Annotated in this window: 21 protein-coding genes; 8 read left to right on the top strand and 13 right to left on the bottom strand. The window is 54.5% G+C overall.

Annotation, left to right across the window (positions count from 1 at the left end):
- Nucleotides 1-36: 36 nt before the first annotated feature.
- Nucleotides 37-1,539 (bottom strand): inorganic phosphate transporter PitA, encoded by a 1,503-nt coding sequence (gene pitA, locus NIM72_RS11135; RefSeq protein WP_150011381.1) that lies wholly within the window; start codon nt 1,537-1,539, stop codon nt 37-39.
- A gap of 243 nt (nt 1,540-1,782) precedes the next feature.
- Here pitA and NIM72_RS11130 point away from each other — a divergent pair, with 243 nt between their 5' ends.
- Complete coding sequence (locus NIM72_RS11130) at nt 1,783-2,967, top strand: NAD(P)/FAD-dependent oxidoreductase (protein ID WP_222924875.1); 1,185 nt, start codon at nt 1,783-1,785, stop codon at nt 2,965-2,967.
- Between the two features lie 7 nt (nt 2,968-2,974).
- Here the strand turns inward: NIM72_RS11130 and NIM72_RS11125 are convergent, their stop codons facing one another.
- Nucleotides 2,975-3,961, bottom strand: a complete 987-nt coding sequence (locus NIM72_RS11125) for an aldo/keto reductase (protein ID WP_253420359.1) — start codon at nt 3,959-3,961, stop codon at nt 2,975-2,977.
- A 292-nt stretch (nt 3,962-4,253) separates the two neighbouring features.
- Between NIM72_RS11125 and NIM72_RS11120 the strand changes: the two genes are divergently transcribed.
- Both NIM72_RS11120 and NIM72_RS11115 read left to right on the top strand, forming a co-directional pair.
- Nucleotides 4,254-4,451 carry an anti-sigma-F factor Fin family protein gene (locus tag NIM72_RS11120; protein ID WP_161734151.1) on the top strand — a complete coding sequence of 66 codons (198 nt, stop codon included), beginning with the start codon at nt 4,254-4,256 and terminating at the stop codon, nt 4,449-4,451.
- Nucleotide 4,452: 1 nt separating this feature from the next.
- Nucleotides 4,453-5,280 carry a hypothetical protein gene (locus NIM72_RS11115; RefSeq protein WP_253420356.1) on the top strand — a complete coding sequence of 276 codons (828 nt, stop codon included), beginning with the start codon at nt 4,453-4,455 and terminating at the stop codon, nt 5,278-5,280.
- Nucleotides 5,281-5,312: 32 nt separating this feature from the next.
- Here the strand turns inward: NIM72_RS11115 and NIM72_RS11110 are convergent, their stop codons facing one another.
- The gene (locus NIM72_RS11110; protein ID WP_253420353.1) at nt 5,313-6,395 is read right to left on the bottom strand and encodes a type I restriction endonuclease; all 1,083 of its coding nucleotides are present in this window, start codon (nt 6,393-6,395) and stop codon (nt 5,313-5,315) included.
- A gap of 342 nt (nt 6,396-6,737) precedes the next feature.
- Nucleotides 6,738-7,757 (bottom strand): LacI family DNA-binding transcriptional regulator, encoded by a 1,020-nt coding sequence (locus NIM72_RS11105; protein ID WP_161734127.1) that lies wholly within the window; start codon nt 7,755-7,757, stop codon nt 6,738-6,740.
- A gap of 227 nt (nt 7,758-7,984) precedes the next feature.
- On the opposite strand from NIM72_RS11105, the gene NIM72_RS11100 reads away from it, so the two are divergent.
- Nucleotides 7,985-8,662 carry an SDR family oxidoreductase gene (locus NIM72_RS11100; RefSeq protein WP_222924877.1) on the top strand — a complete coding sequence of 226 codons (678 nt, stop codon included), beginning with the start codon at nt 7,985-7,987 and terminating at the stop codon, nt 8,660-8,662.
- A 15-nt stretch (nt 8,663-8,677) separates the two neighbouring features.
- On the opposite strand, the gene NIM72_RS11095 is transcribed toward NIM72_RS11100, so the two are convergent.
- A complete protein-coding gene (locus NIM72_RS11095) occupies nt 8,678-10,066 on the bottom strand; it encodes a sugar porter family MFS transporter (RefSeq protein ID WP_161734131.1) in 1,389 nt (462 codons plus the stop codon).
- Nucleotides 10,067-10,336: 270 nt separating this feature from the next.
- On the opposite strand from NIM72_RS11095, the gene NIM72_RS11090 reads away from it, so the two are divergent.
- On the top strand, nt 10,337-10,996 hold the full coding sequence (locus NIM72_RS11090; RefSeq protein WP_150011223.1) for an epoxyqueuosine reductase QueH: 660 nt from the start codon (nt 10,337-10,339) through the stop codon (nt 10,994-10,996).
- Here the strand turns inward: NIM72_RS11090 and NIM72_RS11085 are convergent, their stop codons facing one another.
- Nucleotides 10,997-11,497 carry a helix-turn-helix domain-containing protein gene (locus NIM72_RS11085; protein WP_013359375.1) on the bottom strand — a complete coding sequence of 167 codons (501 nt, stop codon included), beginning with the start codon at nt 11,495-11,497 and terminating at the stop codon, nt 10,997-10,999. It abuts the gene before it with no gap.
- Nucleotides 11,498-11,844: 347 nt separating this feature from the next.
- Here NIM72_RS11085 and NIM72_RS11080 point away from each other — a divergent pair, with 347 nt between their 5' ends.
- Complete coding sequence (locus tag NIM72_RS11080; RefSeq protein WP_253420350.1) at nt 11,845-12,867, top strand: alpha/beta fold hydrolase; 1,023 nt, start codon at nt 11,845-11,847, stop codon at nt 12,865-12,867.
- A 26-nt stretch (nt 12,868-12,893) separates the two neighbouring features.
- On the opposite strand, the gene NIM72_RS11075 is transcribed toward NIM72_RS11080, so the two are convergent.
- The 5 genes from NIM72_RS11075 to uxuA all read right to left on the bottom strand — a co-directional run bounded on the left by NIM72_RS11075 (nt 12,894) and on the right by uxuA (nt 20,080).
- Nucleotides 12,894-13,862 (bottom strand): sensor domain-containing diguanylate cyclase, encoded by a 969-nt coding sequence (locus NIM72_RS11075; protein ID WP_222924879.1) that lies wholly within the window; start codon nt 13,860-13,862, stop codon nt 12,894-12,896.
- 103 nt (nt 13,863-13,965) lie between these two features.
- Nucleotides 13,966-14,943 carry a porphobilinogen synthase gene (gene hemB / locus NIM72_RS11070; RefSeq protein ID WP_033734324.1) on the bottom strand — a complete coding sequence of 326 codons (978 nt, stop codon included), beginning with the start codon at nt 14,941-14,943 and terminating at the stop codon, nt 13,966-13,968.
- A gap of 127 nt (nt 14,944-15,070) precedes the next feature.
- On the bottom strand, nt 15,071-16,576 hold the full coding sequence (proP, locus tag NIM72_RS11065) for a glycine betaine/L-proline transporter ProP (protein ID WP_161734137.1): 1,506 nt from the start codon (nt 16,574-16,576) through the stop codon (nt 15,071-15,073).
- Nucleotides 16,577-17,000: 424 nt separating this feature from the next.
- A complete protein-coding gene (locus tag NIM72_RS11060) occupies nt 17,001-18,608 on the bottom strand; it encodes an EAL domain-containing protein (RefSeq protein ID WP_253420347.1) in 1,608 nt (535 codons plus the stop codon).
- Nucleotides 18,609-18,895: 287 nt separating this feature from the next.
- Nucleotides 18,896-20,080: a mannonate dehydratase gene (uxuA, locus tag NIM72_RS11055; RefSeq protein ID WP_253420344.1), complete on the bottom strand. Its 1,185-nt coding sequence runs from the start codon at nt 20,078-20,080 to the stop codon at nt 18,896-18,898.
- 148 nt (nt 20,081-20,228) lie between these two features.
- Here uxuA and NIM72_RS11050 point away from each other — a divergent pair, with 148 nt between their 5' ends.
- Nucleotides 20,229-20,912, top strand: coding sequence for a FadR/GntR family transcriptional regulator (locus NIM72_RS11050; protein WP_222924881.1), 684 nt, complete (start codon nt 20,229-20,231; stop codon nt 20,910-20,912).
- Here NIM72_RS11050 and NIM72_RS11045 read toward each other — a convergent pair.
- Nucleotides 20,901-21,956: an AI-2E family transporter gene (locus NIM72_RS11045; RefSeq protein ID WP_161734145.1), complete on the bottom strand. Its 1,056-nt coding sequence runs from the start codon at nt 21,954-21,956 to the stop codon at nt 20,901-20,903. The genes NIM72_RS11050 and NIM72_RS11045 overlap by 12 nt on opposite strands.
- Before the next feature lie 276 nt (nt 21,957-22,232).
- Here NIM72_RS11045 and NIM72_RS11040 point away from each other — a divergent pair, with 276 nt between their 5' ends.
- Complete coding sequence (locus tag NIM72_RS11040) at nt 22,233-23,456, top strand: MFS transporter (RefSeq protein WP_222924882.1); 1,224 nt, start codon at nt 22,233-22,235, stop codon at nt 23,454-23,456.
- 75 nt (nt 23,457-23,531) lie between these two features.
- Here NIM72_RS11040 and NIM72_RS11035 read toward each other — a convergent pair whose 3' ends face one another.
- The gene (locus NIM72_RS11035) at nt 23,532-24,347 is read right to left on the bottom strand and encodes a TIM barrel protein (RefSeq protein ID WP_253420341.1); all 816 of its coding nucleotides are present in this window, start codon (nt 24,345-24,347) and stop codon (nt 23,532-23,534) included.
- Nucleotides 24,348-24,698: the final 351 nt, after the last annotated feature.

Here is a 24,698-nt window from a genome sequence, read left to right as displayed (position 1 = left end):
AAAAGGGCGACTTGCGTCGCCCTTTTTTAGCTGGCATCACACCAGTTTTAAGGCAATCCAGTAGAGCGAACCTGACAGCAGAATACAGACCGGCAGGGTGAAGATCCACGCCATGGCGATGTTCTTGATGGTCCGACTCTGCAGTCCGCCACCGTCAACCAGCATAGTACCGGCTACCGATGAAGAGAGGATGTGCGTTGTGGAGACGGGCATGCCGGTATAGCTGGCGACGCCAATTGACAGCGCTGCTGTTACCTGTGCTGACATGCCCTGTGCATAGGTCATGCCTTTTTTACCAATCTTCTCACCAATGGTGGTGGCAACACGACGCCAGCCAATCATGGTGCCAATGCCCAGCGCCAGCGCGACGGCCACAATAATCCAGATCGGCGCATATTCGATGGTGCCAAGCAGATCGCTTTTCAGCTTATTGAGGAAGCGCTTGTCATCTGGTGAGGTCTCTTCCAGACGGGCCGCTTTATCGGCGGTATCTGAGATACACAGCAGCAGACGACGCATCTGACCGCGCTGATCAACCGTCAGCTGGTCGTAGCTCTGCAGATTATTCAGTAACACCTGAGCACGCTGAACGGCCTGCAGTGCGCGCGCGCTGTCACAGTGGAACTCCTGCGGACTGGTCGCTGGCACTTCTTCCGGCGTTGGCAGCTTAGGCGGTGCCATCTGGATGATGTGGGTCAGCGAGGCGTTATGCTGCTGGTAATACTGCTCCAGGTGATTGACCGCATCGCGGGTACGCGTGATGTCATAACCGGAGGCATTCATATTCACCACGAAACCGGCCGGAGCCACACCAATCAGGACCAGCATGATCAGGCCGATGCCTTTCTGACCGTCATTCGCGCCGTGCGAATAGCTCACGCCAATGGCCGAAACAATCAAGGCGATACGGGTCCAGAACGGCGGCTTTTTCTTGCCGTCGATCTTCTCGCGGTCAGCAGGCGTCATATGAATACGCGCACGCTTTTTGGTATTGCTCCAGTAGCGACGCAGAATGAAGATTAAGCCGCCTGCGATCACCAGGCCAACGATCGGCGACAGAATCAGAGAAAGGAAGATGTTCAGGACTTTCGGGATGTTGAGTGCATCAACCACCGAGGTTCCGCTCATCAGGGCGTTGGTCAGACCGATACCGATAATGGCGCCGATCAGCGTATGGGAGCTGGAGGCCGGCAGACCGAGATACCAGGTGCCGAGGTTCCAGATAATCGCCGCCAGCAGCATAGAAAACACCATGGCGAGACCGTGAGCCGATCCAACATTTAACAACAGATCGGTGGGAAGCATATGAACAATAGCGTAAGCGACACTCAATCCACCGAGTAGCACGCCAAGGAAGTTGAATACACCCGCCATCACCACAGCAAGCTGGGCACGCATGGCACGCGTATAGATGACCGTCGCAACTGCGTTGGCCGTGTCGTGGAAACCGTTGATCGCTTCGTAAAACAATACAAACAGCAGGGCAAGAACCAATAACAGGCTAGTACTGAGGTCTAGACCAGCAAACAGATGTAGCATAAACGTTACGCCATTTTTGGAGGACATGAACGCGGCGCATTATCCGCGACAACGTGCTGTATGGGAAAGGAAAATATAGCGTTAATTTGACCTTTCGTCGTAAAGCTGAAGGGTAACTCAGCTAAAAAGGGTTAGATATTAAGCAGATACAATATGACACATTTACGGCAATTTTTTGACGCTGGCGTCTCGATGAGCAGATCACTACAATCTGCGCCTTTCCAGTTAAGTGAGTGAACCGCAGTGGAACAGTTTGACGTTATCATCATTGGTGCCGGCGCCGCCGGGCTGTTCTGTGCCGCCCAGGCCGGACAGCGAGGTCGCCGGGTGTTACTGCTGGATAACGGCAAAAAGCCGGGACGCAAGATTCTGATGTCTGGCGGTGGCCGCTGCAACTTCACCAATCTCTATACCGAACCAGCGGCCTATCTGTCGCACAATCCTCACTTCTGTAAATCGGCGCTGGCGCGTTATACCCAGTGGGATTTTATCGATCTGGTCAATCGTCACGGGATTGCCTGGCATGAGAAAACCCTGGGTCAGCTCTTCTGTGATGACTCGGCTCAGCAGATTGTCGATCTGCTGCTGGTCGAGTGTGACAAGGGCAATGTCACCCTGCGGCTGCGCAGTGAAGTGCTCAGCGTGGCGCGCGATGAAAGCGGCTACACCCTGCAGCTCAACGGCAGTACGGTTCAGGCGGAGAAGCTGGTCATCGCCAGCGGCGGTCTGTCGATGCCAGGCCTGGGCGCTTCGCCATTCGGCTACAAAATTGCAGAGCAGTTTGGCCTGAGCGTCTTTCCGACGCGCGCGGCGCTGGTGCCCTTTACCCTGCACAAGCCGCTGCTGGAGCAGCTGCAGACGCTGTCAGGCGTCGCGCTGGAAACCACGATTGACGCGCAGGATGGCACCCGCTTCAAAGAGGCGATGCTCTTTACCCACCGCGGCCTCTCCGGTCCGGCGGTGCTGCAAATCTCCAGCTACTGGCAGCCGGGTGAATTCGTCACTATCGATCTGTCGCCCGCCACGCCGCTTGAGGCGTTTCTGACGGCGCAGCGTGAAGCACATCCGAATCTCAGCCTGAAAAACAGCCTGGCGAAAATTCTGCCGAAGCGTCTGGTGGAAGTCTTACAGGGGCTGAAGGTGGTGCCGGATATCACCCTGAAGCAGCTCAACAGCAGACAGCAAACCGAACTGGCGCAGACGCTGCACGCCTGGCGCATCCAGCCAAACGGCACAGAGGGCTATCGTACGGCCGAAGTGACGCTGGGTGGCGTGGATACGACGCAGCTCTCCTCAAAAACGATGGAGGCGCGTGCAGTGCCGGGGCTTTACTTTATTGGCGAAGTAGCCGATGTCACCGGCTGGCTGGGTGGCTATAACTTCCAGTGGGCGTGGAGTTCTGCCTGGGCCTGTGCCCAGGCGTTGTAACGCGCGTTTACCAGCGCTGATGCACGTGAGGCGCGATCTTCTCCTGATAGATCTGCTTCAGCGCCGCCATCGTCTCCTCAGAGAGCGCATCGACATCGCTGGCGCGGGCATTGGCTTCAGCCTGTTCACGGTTTTTTGCGCCAGGGATGACCACGCTGACATCCTCGTTCATCAGGATCCAGCGCAGCGCAAACATCGCCATGGTGGTGTCGCCCGTCACAAAGCGGCGAATCTCCTCAACCGCTTCCAGCGCCACTTCATACGGCACGCCGGAGAAAGTCTCGCCCTTATCAAACGCTTCACCATTACGGTTAAAGGTGCGATGGTCGTCAGCGGCAAACACGCTGTCGGCACGCATTTTGCCGGTCAACAGGCCTGACGCCAGCGGTACGCGGGCGATAATCGCCACATCCCGGCGTTTCGCCTCACGCAGCAACAGTTCTGCCGGACGCTGGCGGAAAATGTTGTAGATCAGCTGAATCGACGAGACGTTGGGAAATTCCAGTGCCTTCAGGCCTTCTTCGACTTTCTCAACGGAAACGCCGTAGTGACGGATTTTACCGGCCGCCACCATCTCATCCATCACCGCAAACACATCCGGGTTGTAATAGACCTCGGTCGGCGGGCAGTGCAGCTGCACCAAATCCAGCGTCTCAGTCTGCAGATTTTCCCGTGAACGATCGATAAAGGCGTTGAGGTTTTCGGCGTTGTAGCCTTCTGCCACGTGCGGTGAAAGGCGACGCCCCAGCTTGGTGGCGACAAACGGGCGTTCTCCGCCGCGCTGATTCAGTACCTCTGCGATAATCTTTTCGGAACGGCCATCGCCATAGACATCGGCGGTATCAATAAAGGTGATGCCCGCATCCAGCGCGGCGTTCAGCGCGGCTTTGGCATCCTCTATGCTCACTTCTCCCCAGGTTCCGCCAATGGCCCATGCGCCAAAGCCAATTTCAGAGACGCGCTGACCGGTACGGCCCAGTTTTCGTAATTTCATGCAAACCTTCCTCGATGCGTTTCAGACAGGGTGACAGAAAAGGGCTAACCATTGAGCTTAGCGCTTTCCGACGGAGAGGCGCTTTAACGTTGTCGCACACCAGACGGGTAAAAATACAATGCTGCTACGGCAGGCTGCTGGTTACGTTGAAGATTTCAGCGAAAAGCAGCTTAAGCTGGATAGGTACCGCTTCGCTAATTAATTGATTTTAAGAAATTTCACCTGAAATTAAACAGGCGAGAGTGTGGATTCCATCACATACTTCAACTTTCAGGCCAACAATGGGATCGCTATGTTTAAATTTGTTAAGTCGGTCTTTGCCAGTCCCGAGAAGTTCCTGCAGATCATGACCCGTCAGGATATCAACGACTCGATCGCAGAAGGTGAGCGCATCATTATTGATGAAAACGGCAATATCGCGGTCAACACGCTGAGCGAGGAAGTCCAGGAAGATTTCGCCCGCCACGTGAATATGTTAAAGGGAGTGTGAGGTGGGTACCGCAATATTTATGGTGTTGATGGTCAGTGGTTACTGGTACACCAGCCGTGATTTGAATAGCCGCTTTAAAATCCGTCGTTCGTCGGGCTGGGATGTCTATTTCCTGGTCGCGCTTTACGGTTGTATTTTTGTGCTCCAGGGTGTCTTTGCGACCGGTATCGTCTGGTTACTGCTGCTCTGTATCTCCGGCATCGCCAACGCTGTCCAGATGATCCCCGGCGTTCATCTGAAGTGGCAGGTGGAGTTTATGAACTGGAGCTTCCTGGGCATCCAGGCTCCGGTGGTGATTATGCTCGCCTTTGCCATTCTGCTCTGTCTCTATCGCTCAAACTGGGCAGGCAGCGCAAGACTGAATGTCTCCGGTCGTAAAGACCTCTATCAGCGACTGTCACGCTCTAATGGCGTGGAGCAACTGCTGTTTCAGTGCATGGAAGAGGGCGAACTGGCGTGGATTACGCTGAAGTCGCGCCGCATCTACATCGGCATGGTTCATGCCTCGACCTTCGAATATGAAAGCACCAAAAACATCGTGCTGATCCCGATGCTGAGTGGCTATCGCGACAGTAAGACGCTGAAGCTGGCGGTAGAGCATAACTATAGCAAATGGTACGCCGAGCACGAGATTACGCTCGACTCGAAGCCCAAAGATGCGATGTCGTTCCGAAAAGTGATCATGGTGGACCAGATTGAGAGTCTGTCACTGTTTGATCCGGCCAGTGCCACGGCGCTTTCGATGGGACATCCGCAGGAAGTGGAGAAGAGTCAGGGGAATGATGACGATGACAGCCCGGATGATGAAAGCCGGCATACTGCGGGTTAATCGAGCCAGGAAAGCATCCTGGCTCCTTGCTATCAACAATATTGCTTTGCTGCATCCCTTAAAAGATCGGTAAAGTTGTAGATATCGTTGAGTGATGTAATCGGATGGCGAGTCTCTTTTTTCTCGCCATCAAACATCCCGATATACAGCTGACTGCGATTGAAGTGAAGTCGGCAAATTGGCTTACGATTGTTGTCATCGATTAAAATACCAAGATAACTTTGAGTATCACGGAAAGTGATGCGCTGAGGTTCAATAACTTTTCGGATTATTGATTTTATGATGTGAAACCCTTCTATCTCCATTTCTGTAGTGACAATCATGCCGCTTTCAGCCTCGCTCTTCTCACTACTGCTTTTTGCCGAATCCTCATGAGTAGATTGTGACGAAACCATCGCCCCACCGCTGATCGCGGATTTGAGTCTTTCATTCACCTGATCATTTAGCCACTGAGTGGCAGCTTTTTTAGTCAGTACAGAGAATTGCTCTCTGACTTTCTGCGTGAGTATGCCGTCATATACACGTGAGGCAAAAAGTTTAACGAAGTCCTCATCGGGTTCACTAAACTGACTGGAGATCATCTTCTTTATCTGACTGATAAATTTAAGTTCACCAGCTGCACTGACAATCGAATCAACATCAAAAGCACTTTTGGTGAGCTTAACCAGCTCTGGAACCACGTGTTCATCAATATCCAGCAAATCCAGTTCTAAAAATGGCTTTTCATCCATCTTGTTAGGTGCATCCAGATCGGTGAAAAATTTATAGAGCTGGCCATTTGTTAAGATGGAAATGCGCGCGTTAGTCACATGGAAGTAACGGAAGAGTTGCGAGGCGTGTTTAACATTCAAAGGTTCGCCAATCTTTTTGCATTCAATCAGAATCTGAATCTCTCCGCCTTTAGAAATGGCGTAATCAATCTTCTCACCTTTTTTAGTGCCGACATCACAAATGAACTCAGGTATAACTTCAGTCGGGTCAAATACATCATATCCCAGTATCTGACTGATGAAGGGCATAACAAACGCGCTTTTAGTGGCTTCTTCTGTCTGAATAATTGCTGCTTGCTGCTGAATCTTAGCGGAAAGACCATTGAGGTTATTGAAAATATCCATAGCTCACCCTGTTTTTAGTTCTTCTTAGTCATCGTTTTAACTTCATTAGCTAAGGTAATGAAGTTGCCGGAATGTAAAAGGTCATTTTTATATCTTTATGATACCGATCAATTGCTTATGTGATAGGCAGCATTTTGAATTGTTCCTTCAATTCAGGATAAAGTAAGAAAAAATTATCAGAAAAAAAGGAAGTTGGCTATTTCGTGATCGATGGGAAAGGTTTTTTTTTCATTAAATTCATTTTAAAAGGCTGGTTTTGAATTTTAACCAGCTACATCAGGTATTAGCCGCATAACGCTGTCATCGCTTATCAGGCCATCACTCCCCTGAATATGGCCCACCTCACACCATATTTTCCGCCGTAAACAGCCGAAACGCCACTTTGCCCGCCTGATACACATCCGGCTGATAGCCGGTTTCGAGATAACTCAGCATCAGATCAATCGCTAAACGGGCATGCTGCTGGGCATGCTGATCCAGGGTAAAGGCCACTTCATCGTTCAGCAGTAGCTGGCGGGTGACATCATAAAGCTCATGGGTGATGTAGGTGCATTTACCCAGCAACTGGTGGGCGCGCAGGGTGTCGCTGACATCACTATTTCCCATGCCGGTGTTATAGACCCCTGCAACTGCCTGCGACGGACGCAGATGGCGGGCCAGCTCACTGCGGATGGTTTCCCGCTGATCCTGACCCGACAGCACCTCACGCAGATGACGCAGTGGCGCACGCTGCTCCATGGCTTCACGGAAGCCAGCGATACGCTGACGGTGGGCGCGATAATCAAAGCGGCCGCTGACCATCAGAATATCGCCGGGCTGGTTCAGGGTTTTACTCATCAGCAGGCCTGCGGTGCGGCCTGCCTGATACTGGTCGATGCCAACATGACACAGGCGGTCAGCGTCGGGCAGATCGGTGACGATGGTGATCACCGGCACATTGCGGCTGCGGCACAGCGCCAGGGCGCGATAGACAGGTGGCGAGTCGTGCGCAAACACAATGATGCCGTCACGGTTACTGCTGCAGGCGATAATGCTTTGCGCCAGCTGCTCAGGCTGCGCTTCGGCCACCAGCGTTTTGTGCAGCTTCAGGCGGCGATAGCCAAGCTGACTGGCGATCTCGCTGAAACAGGTGGTGAGCTGCTGAAAAAAGGATGAGCCGTTATTGCTGAGAAAGACTTCGATTTGCCAGGGATGCTGATACTCCTCTGGCAGCAGACGCCGGAGTCCCGCTTCGCGCGCGGCTTTCAGGACTTTGCGGCTGGTCTCCAGCGAGACGCCGCCGCGCTCATTCAGCACCCGGTCGACCGTCGCAATCCCGACGCCCGCCATTTTTGCCACCACCTCTAAGGTGAGCTTTTTCATTCAGACTCCACGCGTAAACGGGGCTTAGCTGCTGCCTGCCAGACTGTTTATCTCTTCTAACCGGTTAAAAGTAAAAGATAAAGCGATTTAATGATGGAAAACCATCAATGGCATTGCGCCATGAGCTTTTACCCTCAGTGCGGTCGTCAGGTTAAAAAGCACAGCGGGCCGCTGTCCGGACGGAAATACCGTTAAGCTTGTAGCGAGACAATTAACGAGGAGTGAATATGGCGCAGCAAAAAGAAGTTCTGATTATTGGTGCATCACGCGGTATCGGTCTGGCGGTCGTGCAGGCGTTTGCCGGTGAGGGCTGGCAGGTCACAGCCACCCATCGCAGCGGCGTTCCGGAGCAGGGCAACAAGCCAGGTATCGACTGGCAGGCGCTCGATATGACCGACGCATCGGCGGTTCAACAGCTTGCCGGCCAGCTCAGTGGCAAATCGTTCGATGCGATTCTGATCAATGCCGGGATTTCCGGGCCTTCGCACCAGAAGGTGTCGCAGAGTAACGATCAGGAGCTGGCGCAGCTGTTCCTGACTAATGCGATAGCACCGGTTCGCAGCGCAGAGATTCTGCTGCCGCTGCTGAAGCCGGAGGGCGTACTGGCGCTGACCTCATCCCAGCTCGGCAGCCTGAATGAAAATCCGGACGCGCAGATGCCGATTTACTCGGCCAGCAAAGCTGCACTGAATATGCTGAGCCGCACGCTGACCCCCGCAGTTGAAGCACAGAACGGGACGCTGCTGACGCTGCATCCCGGCTGGGTAAAAACAGATATGGGCGGCGAGAGTGCGCCGCTGACGGCAGAAGAGAGTGCGGCCGGTATCGTTCGGCAGTTAACCCAGTGGGGCGGACGCGGGGGCCATCACTACGTCGATTACGCCGGCCAGCAGCTGCAGTGGTAAGCTGAAACGGGGCGGTTACGCCCCGATGTCCCGCAGTGCCTTACCCTTCATCAGGTTGCGTTCAATATGCTCCAGCGTCACATGTTTGGTCTCAGGTACCAGCATCATGGTCAGCACGATAAACACCAGATTGAGTGCACCGTAGAACCAGAAGGTGTTGGCGTTCCCCAACTGATCCAGCATCGTCAGGAAGGTCGCACCCACAATCATGTTGCCGACCCAGTTGGTGGTGGTGGAAGCAGTAATGCCGAAGTCACGCCCTTTCAGCGGCTGAATCTCTGAACAGAGCAGCCAGATCACCGGTCCGGCCGCCATCGCAAAACCAACGATAAACATCAGCAGCATCGCGACCGCAAAGTATTTGCGGAAATCCGTTTCGACGCCGATGTGCAGCAGCGTGCCCAGCACGCCCATGCCCACCGCCATCACCAGAAAACTGGTGGTCAGCATCGGCTTGCGACCCCAGCGATCGACAAAAAAGATGGCAATCAGCGTGGCCAGCATGTTGACCAGCCCGACAATCACCGTGCCCCACATCTGCTCACTGGTGCTGGAGAAACCGGCAATATTGAAGATTTTAGGGGCGTAATACATCACCACATTCATCCCGGTAAACTGCTGCATCACCTGTAGCAGCATCCCCAGCCACACCGCGCGGCGAAAATTGCCATTAGAGCGGAACAGCGACCAGCCGCGCTGTTTCACCTGCAGACTTTCACGGATCTCTTCCAGCTCCTCCCGCGCCTGTTCGCTGCTGTTACGCAGCCGATCCAGCACGCGCTGTGCCTCGTTAAAACGTCCGTGCGCCGCCAGCCAGCGCGGGCTGTTGGGCAAAAACAGCACGCCGATAAACAGGATTACTGCCGGAATAGCGATAACGCCGAGCATTGCGCGCCAGTTGCCACTGTAGCTGAACGCGGTGTCGGAGAGATAAGCGACCACGATGCCGGTAGTCAGCATCAGCTGATACATCGAAATCATTGAGCCACGAATACGTTCCGGCGCAATCTCCGCCAGATAGAGCGGCGCGGTGTAAGAGGCGATGCCTACCGCCAGCCCCAGCATCACACGGGCACAGACCAGCGACTCTACATCGGGTGAAAAGGCGGACCAGAGCGAACCAATGACGAACAGCGTCGCGCCCGCCAGCATACTTTTCTTACGTCCCAGCTTTGAGGACATCCAGCCCGCCGCCAGCGCACCCAGCGCCGCACCAAACATCATCGAACTCACCACCCACTCCTGCTGATGGTTGGTAATCTGCAAATCCTTCGCCAGGAACGGCAAGGCCCCCGCGATGACGCCGATATCCAGACCAAACAGCAGGCCGGACAGCGCCGCCATAAAACAGACGAACCAGGTAAAACGGTTCTGATGATTTCCTGATTTTTTAGCCGCGGCCATGCGAGTCTCCTTGCAGTGATTCAGTGTCAATATTGTTAATGTTATGTAAACATAGTCGATATCAATGTGGGTCCGATCACACTTCAGCTTATCGCTGGGGGCGCACAACATGGCTGCGAAAAGAAAGCATCAGAGATCAGCAGGTTGATGCAGAAACGGGAAACCGCAGCAGGGCACGAATACGCAAAGCAGCCTGCATCAGGTCAGATTTTGCAACTGACCGCCTGCGGCATTACACTTCCGCCTTTCTGCTATTGATTGAAGGTGCTTATGTCTGAACCTTTCCAGCGTCAGCCGCTACCCTTGCCGGGCGGTCATAAAAAAGTTTTACTGCACTCCTGCTGCGCACCCTGTTCGGGGGAAGTGATGGAAGCGATGCTGGCCTCCGGCATTGAATACACCATCTATTTCTACAACCCGAATATTCATCCGCTCAAAGAGTATGAGCTGCGCAAAGAGGAGAATATTCGTTTTGCCGAGAAATTTGGCGTGCCGTTTGTCGATGCTGACTATGACCGGGATAACTGGTTTGAGCGGGCGCGCGGGCTGGAGTGGTCACCGGAACGGGGTGAACGCTGCACCATGTGCTTCGATATGCGCTTTGAGCGCACGGCACTCTATGCCCATGAGAACGGATTCCCGGTAATGACCAGTTGTCTGGGTATTTCACGCTGGAAAGATATGAAGCAGATTAATAGCTGTGGTGTCCGTGCAGCGGCGGCGTATCCGGATCTGATGTACTGGGATTTTAACTGGCGTAAAGGTGGCGGATCGGCGCGCATGATTGAAATCAGTAAGCGCGAAAGTTTCTATCAGCAGGAATATTGCGGCTGCGTCTATTCACTGCGCGACACCAATCGTCATCGCGTCACCCAGGGACGTGAGCGTATTAAGATTGGTGTGCAATATTATCAGCCGGATGAATCCTGATTAACTGATATCGCAGAAAGCATCTGCCTGCGCATAGCCGCGCGCTGAGCGCGTAACAGGCCGGACTGTTACGCCACAGCTCTGCTTTATGCTTCCTGGCCGTACGTAGCTGCACAGCGCGCAGGGGTCGTCAACGTCGGCCATCTGCTGCTTCGCTTCTTCACTCATCAGACGTTTACGGCAGGCGCTTGGCGTGCAACCCATAATCTGCTTAAACGAGCGGGTAAAAGATTGCTGGCTTTCAAAATGGTATTTCAGTGCCAGGCTGATGATTGGCGTGCGGCTGTTTTTTAAATCATTCACACTGGCGTTAAGTTTTTTCTTACGAATATAGCGCGCCAGTGTTTCATTATGATAACGGGCAAAGAGTTTCTGTAAATACCATTTCGAATACCCGGCTTTTTCTGCAATATCATCCACGCTTAAACGCTGGTCGAGATTATTATTAATCCACTCAGTAATTGAGACGATCACGCTTTCGTTATATCTGTTTTCTTTCATGGCTGTTCTCCCCTGTTTAATTAAGAGGAATTATGAATTATTTATCTTAATGTGCTTATTCTTTGCGTAAAGTTCTTTCAGTATTTGAATCGTTATCTCTGAAGAGATTCATATGAACAGCAGTTATTAATAAAAAGCATGAATTGTAATTGGTTTGTTGGTAATTACAGGCGAGGGATACTCGATCCTGGGCGAATAACAATAAACGCGAGCATATGATTTGGCTTTCGACCTCGCAGCTAACGCAGCCAGCGTCGATGACATCAACGTCATAGCACGGACCATCAATAGATTTTCTGCCGCGACATGCCAGGCTTACGACTTACCTTTAACCTGGAGAACCCTGGATGAGCCCGACATACGTGTTGAAAAAACCGCTTGCCGCTTTGCTCACCTCGCTGGCTTTATTTGCGCATGCACCTGCCAGTGCCGCTGGTGTGTATGGCGAACAGCTGGAAGGATTTCATTACCCCTATCCTCTGCAGCATTTCGATTTTCAGTCCCAGCAGCAACCGCTGAGTATGGGCTATATGGATGTGAAACCGGCGCAGCGTGCCAACGGCGAAACCGTGGTGCTGATGCACGGTAAAAACTTCTGTGGCGCAACGTGGGAAGAGACCATTCGCGCGCTGACTCAGCAGGGATATCGCGTTATCGCGCCCGACCAGATTGGCTTCTGCAGCTCGACCAAGCCAGCCAGTTACCAGTACAGCTTTCAGCAGCTGGCAGATAACACCCATCAGCTGCTCGCCCGGCTGGGTGTAGAGAAGGCAATGATTATCGGTCACTCCACGGGCGGAATGCTGGCAACGCGTTATGCGCTGATGTACCCGGAACAGACGCAGAAGCTGGTGCTGGTCAACCCGATTGGGCTGGAGGACTGGAAAGCCAAAGGCGCACCGTGGCGTTCGGTGGATCAGTGGTATCAGCGCGAACTGAAACTCAGCGCGGAGGGCATTAAGAAGTATGAGCAGCAGACCTACTATGTCGGGCGCTGGAAACCTGACTATGACAAGTGGGTCGATATGCTGGCCGGGCTCAACAGCGGGCCGGGACATCAGAAAGTGGCGTGGAACTCCGCGCTTATCTACGACATGATTTTCACGCAGCCGGTATTGTATGAATTTGGCGCTCTGAACGTGCCCACCACGCTGATGATCGGCACCTCAGACACCACAGCCATCGGCAGTGATATCGCTTCTGCAGACGTGAAAGCCCGGCTGGGGAATTATGCGGTGCTGGGGAAAGAGACCGCAGAACGTATTCCGGGCGCGCGCTTAATTGAATTTCCCGGTATGGGACACGCGCCGCAAATGGAAGAACCGGCAAAGTTTAACCAGGCGCTGCTCAACGATCTGGGCCGGCCCTGAAGGGTCAGGTGCTGCGGCACCTGATCTCAAACCGCTACGCGTTTCTGCTTCTTCCTGAGATACATCTGCTCATCGCTGTCGTGCAGCAACTGCTCCAGCGACTGTGGATGCGCCGCGTCAAACTCCACCACGCCAGACGAGAATTGCAGACGATAACGACGATTCAGACTGACTGACTGCTGTTGCAGATAACGGTCAAACTGCGCGAGCAATGCTTCGCTCTGCTGCTGCTGCAGGCCGTTGAACAGCACCACGAACTCATCGCCGCCCAGACGGGCAAACAGATCGGAGTGCTTAAAAACCACCTTCATCGCATCGGCAAAGTCCATCAGCGCGCGGTCGCCTTCACGGTGGCCCAGCGAGTCGTTAATCTGCTTAAATTTGTCGAGATCGAGAAAGGTCAGGCAGGCGGGCCGGTTTTTCATCCGGCACTCATTCAGCACCATCTGCCCCAGCGTCATAAAGCCGCGGCGATTGGTAATCTGGGTCAGCTCATCACAGGTGGCGGTCTGAAAGGCGACCAGTTCCGCTTCAGCCATCGCGGCCAGGTCACGCATCGTGGCCTGATCCTCTTCATTAAACTGGCGCGGTTCACGGCCAATAATACAGAGCGTGCCCATTTTGGCACCGCCCGGCGCACGCAGGGGACAGCCGGCATAAAAGCGAATGTGCGGCTCACCGGTTACCAGCGGATTATCATAAAAACGCGCATCTTTTTGCGCATCTTCAACGATCATGATCTCATCCTGAAGAATGGCGTGGCCGCAAAATGAGATGTTGCGGGGCGATCCTTTAGGTTCATAGCCCTGAGCGGATTTAAACCACTGATGGTCAGCTTCCAGCAGGCTGACTAACGCGATAGGAACGTCATACAGGCGGCGCGCCAGGCGGGTTAAACGATCAAACCGCTCCTCCGCTGGCGTGTTCATTATGTTCAGCGCACGCAACTGCGATAAACGTTGTGCCTCGTCGGCAGGGATTTCAGGTGCTTTCATCTCAGAGACCTTTATTGTTTTAGCTGAAGCCAGGTTCTGGTGTTTGCCTTACGGCGAAGAAGAAGAGCGTGGCATAGCAACCACGCTCTTTATGAGGAGGGGATCAGAGCACTTTTTGTTCTGCGAGATCAAGGGCGAAATAGCTGAAAATCAGGTCCGCACCGGCGCGTTTAATCGCACCGAGGCTTTCCAGCACCACATTGCGCTCATCAATGGCACCGGCCTGCGCGGCAAATTTGATCATCGCGTATTCGCCACTCACCTGATACGCCGCCAGCGGCAGTTCGGTACGTTCACGAATGTCGCGCAGGATATCCAGATAGGCACCTGCCGGCTTCACCATCAATGAATCCGCGCCCTGAGCCGCATCAAGCAGCGATTCACGGATCGCTTCACGACGGTTCATCGGGTTCATCTGGTAGGTTTTACGGTCGCCTTTCAGCGCCGTTCCGGCGGCTTCACGGAACGGGCCGTAAAACGATGAAGCGAATTTGGTGGAGTAGGACATGATAGCGGTCTGGGTAAAGCCCGCCGCGTCCAGTGCCCGGCGAATCGCCTCAACCTGACCATCCATCGCCGCTGACGGCGCAATGAAATCCGCACCGGCTGCGGCGGCAACCACCGCCTGTTTACCCAGATTTGCCAGGGTTGCATCGTTATCGACACCATGATCGCAGAGCACGCCACAGTGACCGTGGCTGGTGTATTCGCAGAAGCAGGTGTCAGACATCACAATCATTTCCGGCACGGTGTCTTTGCAGATGCGGGACATGCGTGCCACCAGACCGTTTTCGTTCCAGGCATCGCTGCCGGTCGCGTCGGTATGGTGCGAAATACCAAAGGTCATCACCGAGCGAATGCCCGCTTTGGCGATGCGCTCAATCTCATAGGCGAGACGTTTTTCCGGAATACGCATCACGCCAGGCATCGCCTGAATCGCTTTGTAATCGTCGACTTCTTCTTCAACAAAGATAGGCAGAGCCAGATCGTTCAGGCTCAGAGAAGACTCCTGGAACATTTCACGCATTGAAGCGCTGGCGCGCAATCGTCTTGGGCGCTGGATAAGGGAATAATCAGACATTTTCATTCTTAAGCAGGTGAAAAAAGTGGCTACAGTTTACTCTCTTTGTCTGCGAGGCATGAAGGTTTGTGTGCGGTAATAAGAGGGGAAAAGAACTCTCCCGCCGGGCGGCGGGAGAGCAGAACGATTACTCGTTGATATCCGGATGCTGCTGCACCAGGTTTTTACGTTTCGCTTCCAGGCGGGCAATCTCTTCGTCGATATCTTCGATTTTGTGCTCGATGTTATCGTGATGCTCCTGCAGGATTTCGCGCGCTTCTTCCATGTCTGAGGCGGCCGGCGTGGCACCTTTCAGTGGCTTGTTCGCCGTCTCTTTCATGAACAGACCGGTAATCAGACCAATCACCGCGACCACCATCAGATAGTAGGCTGGCATGTAGAGGTTGTTGGTGGTTTCTACCAGCCAGGCCGCCAGCGTTGGCGTCAGACCGGCAACCAGTACCGAGATGTTAAACGCACTCGCCAGCGCACTGTAGCGGATGTGCGTCGGGAACATCGCAGGCAGTGACGAGGCCATCACACCGGTAAAGGCGTTGAGGATCACCGCCATCAGCAGCAGACCACCAAAAATCAGGCCCAGCACGCCACTGTTGATCATCATGAAGGCGGGAATCGCGAAGACCAGCAGGGCGATACTGCCGATGATGATAAACGGACGGCGGCCGAAACGGTCACTCATCATGCCGATCATCGGCTGAACAAACAGCATACCAATCATGATGGCGATGATAATCATCACGCCGTGATCTTCGCTGTAATGCAGGTTGTGCGACAGGTAGCTCGGCATGTACGTCAGCAACATGTAGTAGGTGACGTTCGTGGCGATAACCAGACCGATACAGGAGAGCAGGCTGCGCCAGTGTTTGGTCGCAATCTCTTTAAATGAAACCTGCGGACCATCCTGCAGGCCTTCACGGTCGCCCTGTTCCAGTTTGTCCACATGCTGCTGGAATGCCGGGGTCTCTTCCAGCGCATGGCGCAGGTAAAGACCGATGATGCCCAGCGGCAGCGCGACGAAGAACGGCAGACGCCAGCCCCACTCAAGGAAGCGCTCTTCCCCGATAATAGAGGAAATCAGCACGACCAGGCCCGCGCCGAGCACAAAGCCCGCAATCGAACCGAAGTCGAGCCAGCTTCCCATAAAGCCGCGTTTACGGTCAGGCGAATATTCGGCCACAAAGATAGACGCACCGGTATATTCACCGCCTACCGAGAAGCCCTGTGCCATCTTGGCTAACAGCAGCAGAATCGGTGCCCAGATGCCGATGGAGGCATAGGAGGGTATCAGGCCGATACAGAACGTACTGACCGACATGATGATGATGGTGATAGAGAGAATTTTCTGACGACCATATTTGTCGCCCAGCATACCGAAGAACAGACCACCTAGCGGACGGATCAGGAAGGGGACAGAGAAGGTACCCAGCGCGGCGATCATCTGCACGCCTGGTGATGCATCCGGGAAGAAGACTTTACCCAGTGCATAGGCCACAAAGCCATAAACACCGAAGTCGAACCACTCCATCGCGTTCCCCAGAGAGGCCGCGGTGATGGCTTTACGTAAACGGGCATCATCGATGATAGTCACATCATCGATCCCAATTGGTTTTACACGCTTCCTACGCAATTTCATAGAATTACCCTGTAATGGAACACGAAAGTCCTCAACGGCGCGAGCCGCGGTGAGTCATCAGACCGCTGCGTTGAGAAATTTAAGCATAGCTTCAAATAAGCGCGGTTTACGCGCTCACTGACACAATAATTACTGTTGTGATTATTGCGAACAGCGACAGAGTATACCGTTTTTGTGTGATATCTGTCATGTTTGGGCTACATACAGCTATTTTTACCACTGATGCGGCTGATTAGCTGCGAAAAAATTATCACGCTGCGTGACAACCGCCGTTTTTTTCAGCAAATTGAGGGTGATGCGCGGCGATAGCGACGCCGCAGGTGGTTATTCGCTATACAGAGCCGGATGGCAGTAAGCCAGGCGGCTTAACAAAGACGCTTAGACGCCGATATTGCGCGGCGAGTCTGTTAAGTTCAGGGGCGGTTCAGAGGCTGACTGTCTGATGAGTCTCAGAGGCATGATCCGCTTTAACCGGCTGTTCGCCCTGCCTGGCGAGCCAGGCGATCAGCGCCGCGTTGTCCATCGGGCGGGCATAATAATAGCCCTGGATAAAGACTACGCCGCGCCGATGCAGATAGCTGAACTGCAATGCGTTTTCGACGCCTTCCCCCAGGACTTCCAGCTTAAGCTCATGACTGAGCTGAATGATTGCATCCAGTACCGGGGTTCTGCCCTCCAGGGATTCAATCGCGTTGATAAAGCCGCGATCGATCTTCAGATAATCCATCGTAAAGGTCTGTAAATAACTCAGCGAACAGTGACCGGTACCAAAATCATCAATCGCGACTTTCATTCCGCAACCGCGCAGCTGCTCCAGTTTGCGTGCTACCTCAACGCCGTCTTTGATCAGGCTGCGTTCGGTCAGCTCCAGGGTAATCAGGAACTGCTTCTCTTTTACCCGCCCGGCGAAGTGCAGCATATCGTCGACAAAATCCGGATGCTGCAGATGATCGGCCGCCACATTGATAGCCAGATGGAAGCCTGGCTCAACCTGCCACGCCTGCACATCCTCTGCAATTAAATCGAGCAGATGACGGGTCAGCGGCACAATCATGCCTTCCGCTTCAGCGGCACCGATAAAAATATCGGGCCGGATCCCGTTACCGTCCGGTGTTGTCCAGCGCAGCAGTGCCTCTGCGCCGCTGCAGCGCTGCTGTCGGTTGTCATAGACGGGCTGATAGTGCGCCCTGAACTGGCCGCTGGCGATGGCCCGTCGAATCTCATCGCGCCAGGAAATACGCCGTTGCAGCCAGTTCGCCATCAGCATCATCAGCAGAATAGAGAAAATTATCGCCATCGGCATGATGATCAACATCACCTGACGCCATGCCGAGATCAGCTCAGAGGGTGAGGCAATAAGGGTGACAGAGAGCGGATATCGACTGGAGCCGGCCTGATAAATCAGCGGTTCAAACCAGCCGGACAGGGCGATTTGCGGATCGCCAAACGAGATCGGCGCGCCGTCGTTAAACTCCATGCTGAAATGATAGAGATGGGTGCTGCTGATAGCGCGCATAAAATCGATGAGATACTGGCCATCAATCACTGCCCAGAATCCCTCACCATCGGGCAGATCGCGCATAAAAATCACTGCGGGACGATCCGGCACACCTGTGGTTCCTGCAATCGACAGGCTCCACCAGGCTTTTCCGGTGACCGGCGCGTCACGCATGATCATATCGCTCAGAGAACCCGGTTTTGTACCATAGGCTGAAGAGCAGGCAATTCTGTTTTCTTCCATCTTACCGACGGCGCGAAAATAGGGATTCAGCGAACCGATGCGCTGCAACTGGTTTTCAATCTGGCGGCACGACTGATGCTGAAACTGGCGCAGCTCAGTAATCATATCCCACGCGCTGTCGCTCATTCTCTCGGCCTGAGATAACAGGGTGTTTGCCGCGCTCACCTGCTGCTGCCGAACGGTATGGCGCGCATCAAGGGCGGTGAAAAAAATGCCAATAATCAGAGGCAGCACACCGGAGATAATAATCACCAGCCTGGCGTAGTCGCGTTTTCGTTTTAGTAGCGGCACCGCTAAATCCTCTGGATATTATTGGTATTATACGGAGGGGCTAATCAGTGGCGCAGCATAGCATTTCTCCGGGCGGTGCAGATTAGCGTTTTTGCCATCAACTGAACTGACTCAGGTCAATTATCGACCAGACTTTGCATTTAATGACAGGTTGTTTTGCCTTTATTGGTATTCAGCAAAAAAATCAGATGAGCAGGGACGACAGGCGCGGCAAAAGGGCGAATCACTTGCGGTAGCCCGGGGAGACCCTGGCCCGCCTGAGAGCGGGCGCAGGGTAAACGTGTTTCTCAATCAGCAAAATAGATCTGTTTCAGCGCCACTTCAACGCCGCGCAGTTCAGCCAGTCCTTTCAGCCGGCCAATGGCAGAATAGCCGGGATTGGTATGCTTATGCAGGTCATCCAGCATCTGATGGCCGTGATCGGGACGCATCGGAATCGCTCGCTGATTGCCTGCCTGGCGACGCCGCTGCTCTTCCGCCAGAATGACCCTGATGACACCGACCATATCGACGTCGCCCGCCAGGTGCGCGGCTTCATGGAAGCTGTTGGGGTTATCCTCGCGTTTTGTGGCGCGCAGGTGGACAAAGTTAATGCGGTCGGCATAGGTTTCCGCCATCTCAAGCAGCGCATTGTCGGCACGCACGCCATAGGAACCCGTACAGAAACAGAAACCGTTGTGCAGACTGTCCACGGTTTCCTTCAGCCACTGCATATCTTCCTGGGTAGAGATAATGCGCGGCAGGCCCAGAATCGGGCGCGGTGGATCGTCCGGATGTACTGCCAGTTTAATACCCACCTCTTCGGCAACCGGCACAATGGCGCGCAGGAAAGTCGCCATATGCTCGCGCAGTGTTGCTTTGTCGATGCCGTCATACTGCGCCAGCTGTGCCTGGAACTGCTCCAGCGTGTAACCCTCTTCGGCCCCAGGCAGACCGGCGATAATATTGCGCACCAGCGTGCTTTTCTCTTCAGCGCTCATGGCGGCAAAGCGCTGAGCGGCGGCCTGCTGTTCAGCCGCGCTGTAATCCTGCTCCGCACCCGGACGCTGCAGCAGATAAAGTTCGAAGGCGGCGAAAGCGTCGGCGTCGAAGCGTAGCGCTTTTGCGCCATCCGGCAGCGTCCAGGCGAGATCGGTGCGCGTCCAGTCCAGCACCGGCATAAAGTTGTAGCAGACGGTATCAATGCCGCAGGCGGCCAGATTGCGTATCGACTGCTGATAGCTGGCGATATAGCGAAGGTAGTCACCGCGCTGGGTTTTGATCGCCTCATGAACCGGAATGCTCTCCACTACCGACCAGACCAGACCTTTTTCCGCCAGCAGCGCCTGACGCGCTTTAATCTCCTCAACCGGCCACACTTCGCCGTTAGGGATATGGTGCAGCGCCGTCACAATACCGGTTGCGCCCGCCTGACGGGCATCATCCAGGGAGACCGGGTCGTTCGGACCGTACCATCGCCATGTATGTTCCATTTTTACTCCTCAACTGTGATGCGGCCCAGTGGTCAGGCCGCTGGGCCAAGAGTATGATAGAGGGCAAAACAGGGCCGTGATCCGGATCGCAGCATGACAAACTGCATCCGGCAAGTGAGCGGTTTATGCGGAATAAAAGGAGAAGGTAATGAACCTGCCAGTCATTAAAACGGAGCGCCTGTACCGTCAGATCGCCAACGCCATTATGGCCGGTATCGCGCGCGGTGATTTTGTGGCGGGTGGCCTGTTACCGCCCGAGCGCGAGCTGGCAAAACAGCTGGGTGTCAGCCGTTCGTCAGTGCGTGAAGCATTGATTGCGCTGGAGATGACCGGCTGGGTCGATATCCGTACCGGCAACGGTGTTTACGTCGCTCAGCCACTGCCACAGGCCGCAATCCCGCAGGAGAGTGAAACCTGCAGCCTGCAGGACCTTTTGCAGGCGCGTGAAGCCTTTGAAGGCATGCTGGCAGGATTTGCCGCCCGTAACGGAACCGCCGTGCAGCGTGAGGCGCTGCTGGCGCTGACCGCTGAACTGCAGCAGTACAATGAAAACGACGCGGCGTTTCTGGAGCAGGATAAACGCTTTCATCTGCTGATCGGCGAGATGAGTGGCAATGACGTGTTACGCGACCTGCTGGAGCAGCTCTGGAACCGGCGTCATAGCCCACACGTGCAGCGGCTGGAACGCCATTATGCCGATAACAGCTTTGCGCAGGCGATGAACGCTGACCATCAGCAGATCGCCGACGCGATTGTGGCAGGCGACGAAGCAGTAGCCCGCCAGGCGATGGAGAGCCATCTGCAGCACGTCCAGCAGCGGCTACTTGGTTAATCCCCGAACGCGTTTAGGTCGTCCGGTGCCCAGCATAATCGCCAGACGGCTGCCGCCCGGCGTGGTCTCCATCAGGATTTTGGTAATGCTGGTCAGCGGCACCGAGAGCAGCATGCCGACCGGTCCGAGCAGCCAGCCCCAGAAGACCAGTGACAGAAATACCACCAGCGTTGATAAACCCAGGCCGCGACCCATCAGACGCGGTTCCAGCATGTTACCAAACACCATATGAATCGCGGTAAACAGCGCTGCCACCATCGCGGCATCAAACAGGCTGTTCAGTAACAGCGCCTGCAGAAAAGGCGGAATGCCGGCAATAATCGGGCCGATATTAGGAATATAGTTGAGGATAAATGCCACGACGCCCCACAGCAGCGCGAACTTTACATCCAGCAGATAGAGACTCAACCAGACGGCGATGCCGGTGATGAGACTCACCAGGGTTTTTAGCGCCAGATAGTGCGTTACACCTTTCAGCGCCTTATGCAGCCCGGCGATGCGAATTTTGGGATTTACCAGTGCGTTACGCATTTTGTAAGGCAGGTGATGAACCTCAAACAGCATAAAGACCACGGTAAGCACCAGCAGCACGGTATTGGTCATCGCGCCGGAAAAGCCGCTGAGCGCCACGCTCGCCAGGTTCATCATGGTATTCGGGTCAAAGCGCTGTACCAGCGCATCGGTAGAAATATTGAGATGAAAACCCGCCGCCAGATGTTGCAACACCGTCATTTTCTGCTCCATGGTGGCGCGCAGTTGCGGGTAGAGATCAGAAAACTCGCTCATCGAGCTGGCGATGATGGCACCCAGCAGCAGAATACCGCAGAAGATCACAGTAATGACCAGCCCAATCGCCAGTCCACGGCGGAAGCCACGACGCATCAGCATTGTCACCAACGGATTCAGCACAATGGCAAAGAACGCCGCCAGCAGAAGCGGGACCAGAATATCGGACGCGGCCCGAACCCCGGCAAGAATGATGACCAGCATTGCCAGTTTTATCAGAATATTTTGTCCAATCTTTTCCCGTTGCAGCTCGCTCATTGCCTCTCCCGTGACGTAATCTGGCTGTTGGAAGTGTAGCTGAAAGAAAATTAACAATCTGATTTATCAGAGAAACGGTAAAGCGCGGCGGCATAATAGCGAGTTAATCAGCGCCATCGCACTCAGCTATGACGCCAGGGCCGCGACGCCCTGCTGTTCCTGTTTTTACGCCGCGTTCTGCTGCCCGATAACCGAGCCATTGGGATGCGCCAGTGACGAAAGCGGGTATAGTTAAAGGATAAACCTTATCATTCAGCCAACTACGCGCGAGAACCTATGCCTGAACAGCCTGCAGCGGAACAGAATGCTCCATCCGGAAGCCTGAATATCTCGCTGCTGATCCTCTCTATCGTCGCCTACAACTTTGCCAGCTATCTCACTATTGGTCTGCCGCTGGCGGTCCTGCCTGGCTGGGTGCATGACCAGCTGGGCTTCAGCGCATTCTGGGCGGGCGTGGTGATCAGCCTGCAATATGTGGCAACACTGCTGAGCCGGCCACACGCCGGGCGCTATGCCGATCTCTGGGGACCAAAGAAAGTGGTGGTGACCGGTCTGGTGGGCTGTCTGATTAGCGGATTGTGTATTCTGCTGGCGGCGCTGATCGCATCACCGGTGTGGAGCCTGATACTGCTCTGCGTGGGCCGGTTGATTCTGGGTGTGGGCCAGAGCTTTACTGGCACCGGCACCTCGTTGTGGGGGGTGGCGCGGGTGGGGTCACTGCACATTGGCCGCGTGATTTCCTGGAACGGCATCGTCACCTACGGTGCGATGGCGATAGGCGCGCCGCTGGGCGTGGTAATCTTCCGGGCAGGTGGGCTGCTGTGGCTGTCACTGGTGATTGTGGCCATCTGCGTGGTCGGCATCGTCTGCGCGGTCCCGCGTCCGGCGGTAAAAGCCAGCCGCGCCAGACCGCTGCCGTTTCGGGCGGTGCTGGGGAAAATCGCTGGCTTTGGCGCAATTCTGGCGATGGGATCGGCAGGTTTCGGCGTGATTGCCACCTTTATCACGCTGTTCTATCAGGATAAAGGCTGGGAAGGGGCCGCCTTTGCGCTCTCCCTGTTCAGCGCTGCTTTCGTCGGGGCGCGCCTGCTGTTTCCGAATGCAATTAACCGCCATGGTGGCCTGCGGGTCGCCAGCGTCTGTCTGGCGGTTGAGGCTGCCGGACTCTTTCTGGTCGCTGCAGCGGGTGATCCCTGGATGGCAAAAGCGGGCGCGTTTCTGACCGGCGCCGGATTCTCACTGGTGTTCCCGGCGCTGGGTGTGGTGGCGGTAAAAGTAGTGCCGCAGCAGAATCAGGGCAGCGCCCTGGCGACCTACACCGCTTTTATGGATCTGTCGCTGGGAATAACCGGGCCACTGGCCGGGTTCATCATGAATTATGCGGATGTTTCACGCGTCTATCTGCTCACGGGATTGCTGGTCTGCGTCGCGTTTTTCTGCACGCTGCGTCTGCAGCGGCGTCACGCTTCAGCGTCAGTAACGGACGAGAGTTCAGGATAAAAAAAATGGCCCAGCAGTGGGCCATAACGTCTTTTCAGACACAGATAAACGTATAAATTATGGCTGAAACAGGCTTCAGGCCTGCAGCAGTTCAATACTGTGGCGGATCTGGCGTTCAATCTCCGCCGGGGTCCAGCTGTTGAGCTGACCGGAGAACGGCTCAAAGGCGTAGACGCCTTTGTAGCCGAGCATTTCCAGCCGTTTAACCTGCACCACGCTCTTCAGCACATCGTTGTCACTCAGCATGATCCGTTCGTCGTCGGTCAGTTCGGCAGTCGGACGCCGATCTTCCACGCCCGAAAGATGCACCAGCCCAATCTGGTCAATATCGATACCTGTCGGAAATTCCTGTTCAGCCTGCTCATAGAGATGATGATGAAAGGTATCCAGCAGCAGCTTAAAGGGCACGCCTGCCTCTGCGATCAATTCCTGCGCCTGCACGATCGAACGCAGTGAGCTGACCGGAAACCCCAGCGGCTCGACCAGACCCTGAATACCGTAATGGGCAAAGCGCGGCGCCAGCTTCTGCATCGCCGCCTGCGTCTGCTGAGGCGACACGGTAATTCCCTCATTCAGTGGACACATCACCAGTGCCTTTGCGCCAATCTGTTGTGCTGTCTGTAACAGCGACTCGGCCCGCGTCAGCAGCGCGTCATCAATCCGGTTAAACGGATAGAGCGCATTAATCGTGACGATATCGATGTGATACTTATCGGCAAGGGCACGCAGCTGAACGGTACTGAGATCATCGGTGACGCTGCCGCCCGGCATGTCATTACGCAGTTCGACCTTGCTCAGCCCCAGACGCTGAACCAGCTGAAAGAAGGCCTCCAGCGAGAGCCGGGGCGCAATTTTGCGGTTGATACAGAAACGGGTGGGATCGATAGCCATGCGCTGACTCCGGGACAGGAGAATGATGGGCTAAAGAAAACATTTATTTCATTGATAGTGAATTATGAAATGCAAATTATTAGATCGGTCTCGCATTAATTTCATATTCCGTTTCAGTCTGATGCATAAACGCTGGAGCAACATCGCAGGAATACCAGCTCTCACCACCTCTGCTATTCGCCTGTCAGGCTAAGGCTGAGCGCTATTAAACGCCTCCTGCCATCGGGACATCGTCAGGCGCTGAAGGGCGGCAAAAATGCGATCCGTGCCGCTAAAAGCAAATTTTCCAAAAAGAATTATTTGAAAAATTTATTCCACTGTAATAGCTTCATAGCACGCTTTCAGGTTTGC

The sequence above is a fragment of the Pantoea sp. B550 genome (assembly GCF_024158165.1).
In the GTDB taxonomy this organism is placed as follows: Bacteria; Pseudomonadota; Gammaproteobacteria; order Enterobacterales; family Enterobacteriaceae; genus Pantoea; species Pantoea alfalfae.
This window is presented reverse-complemented; position numbering and strand designations above follow the sequence as displayed.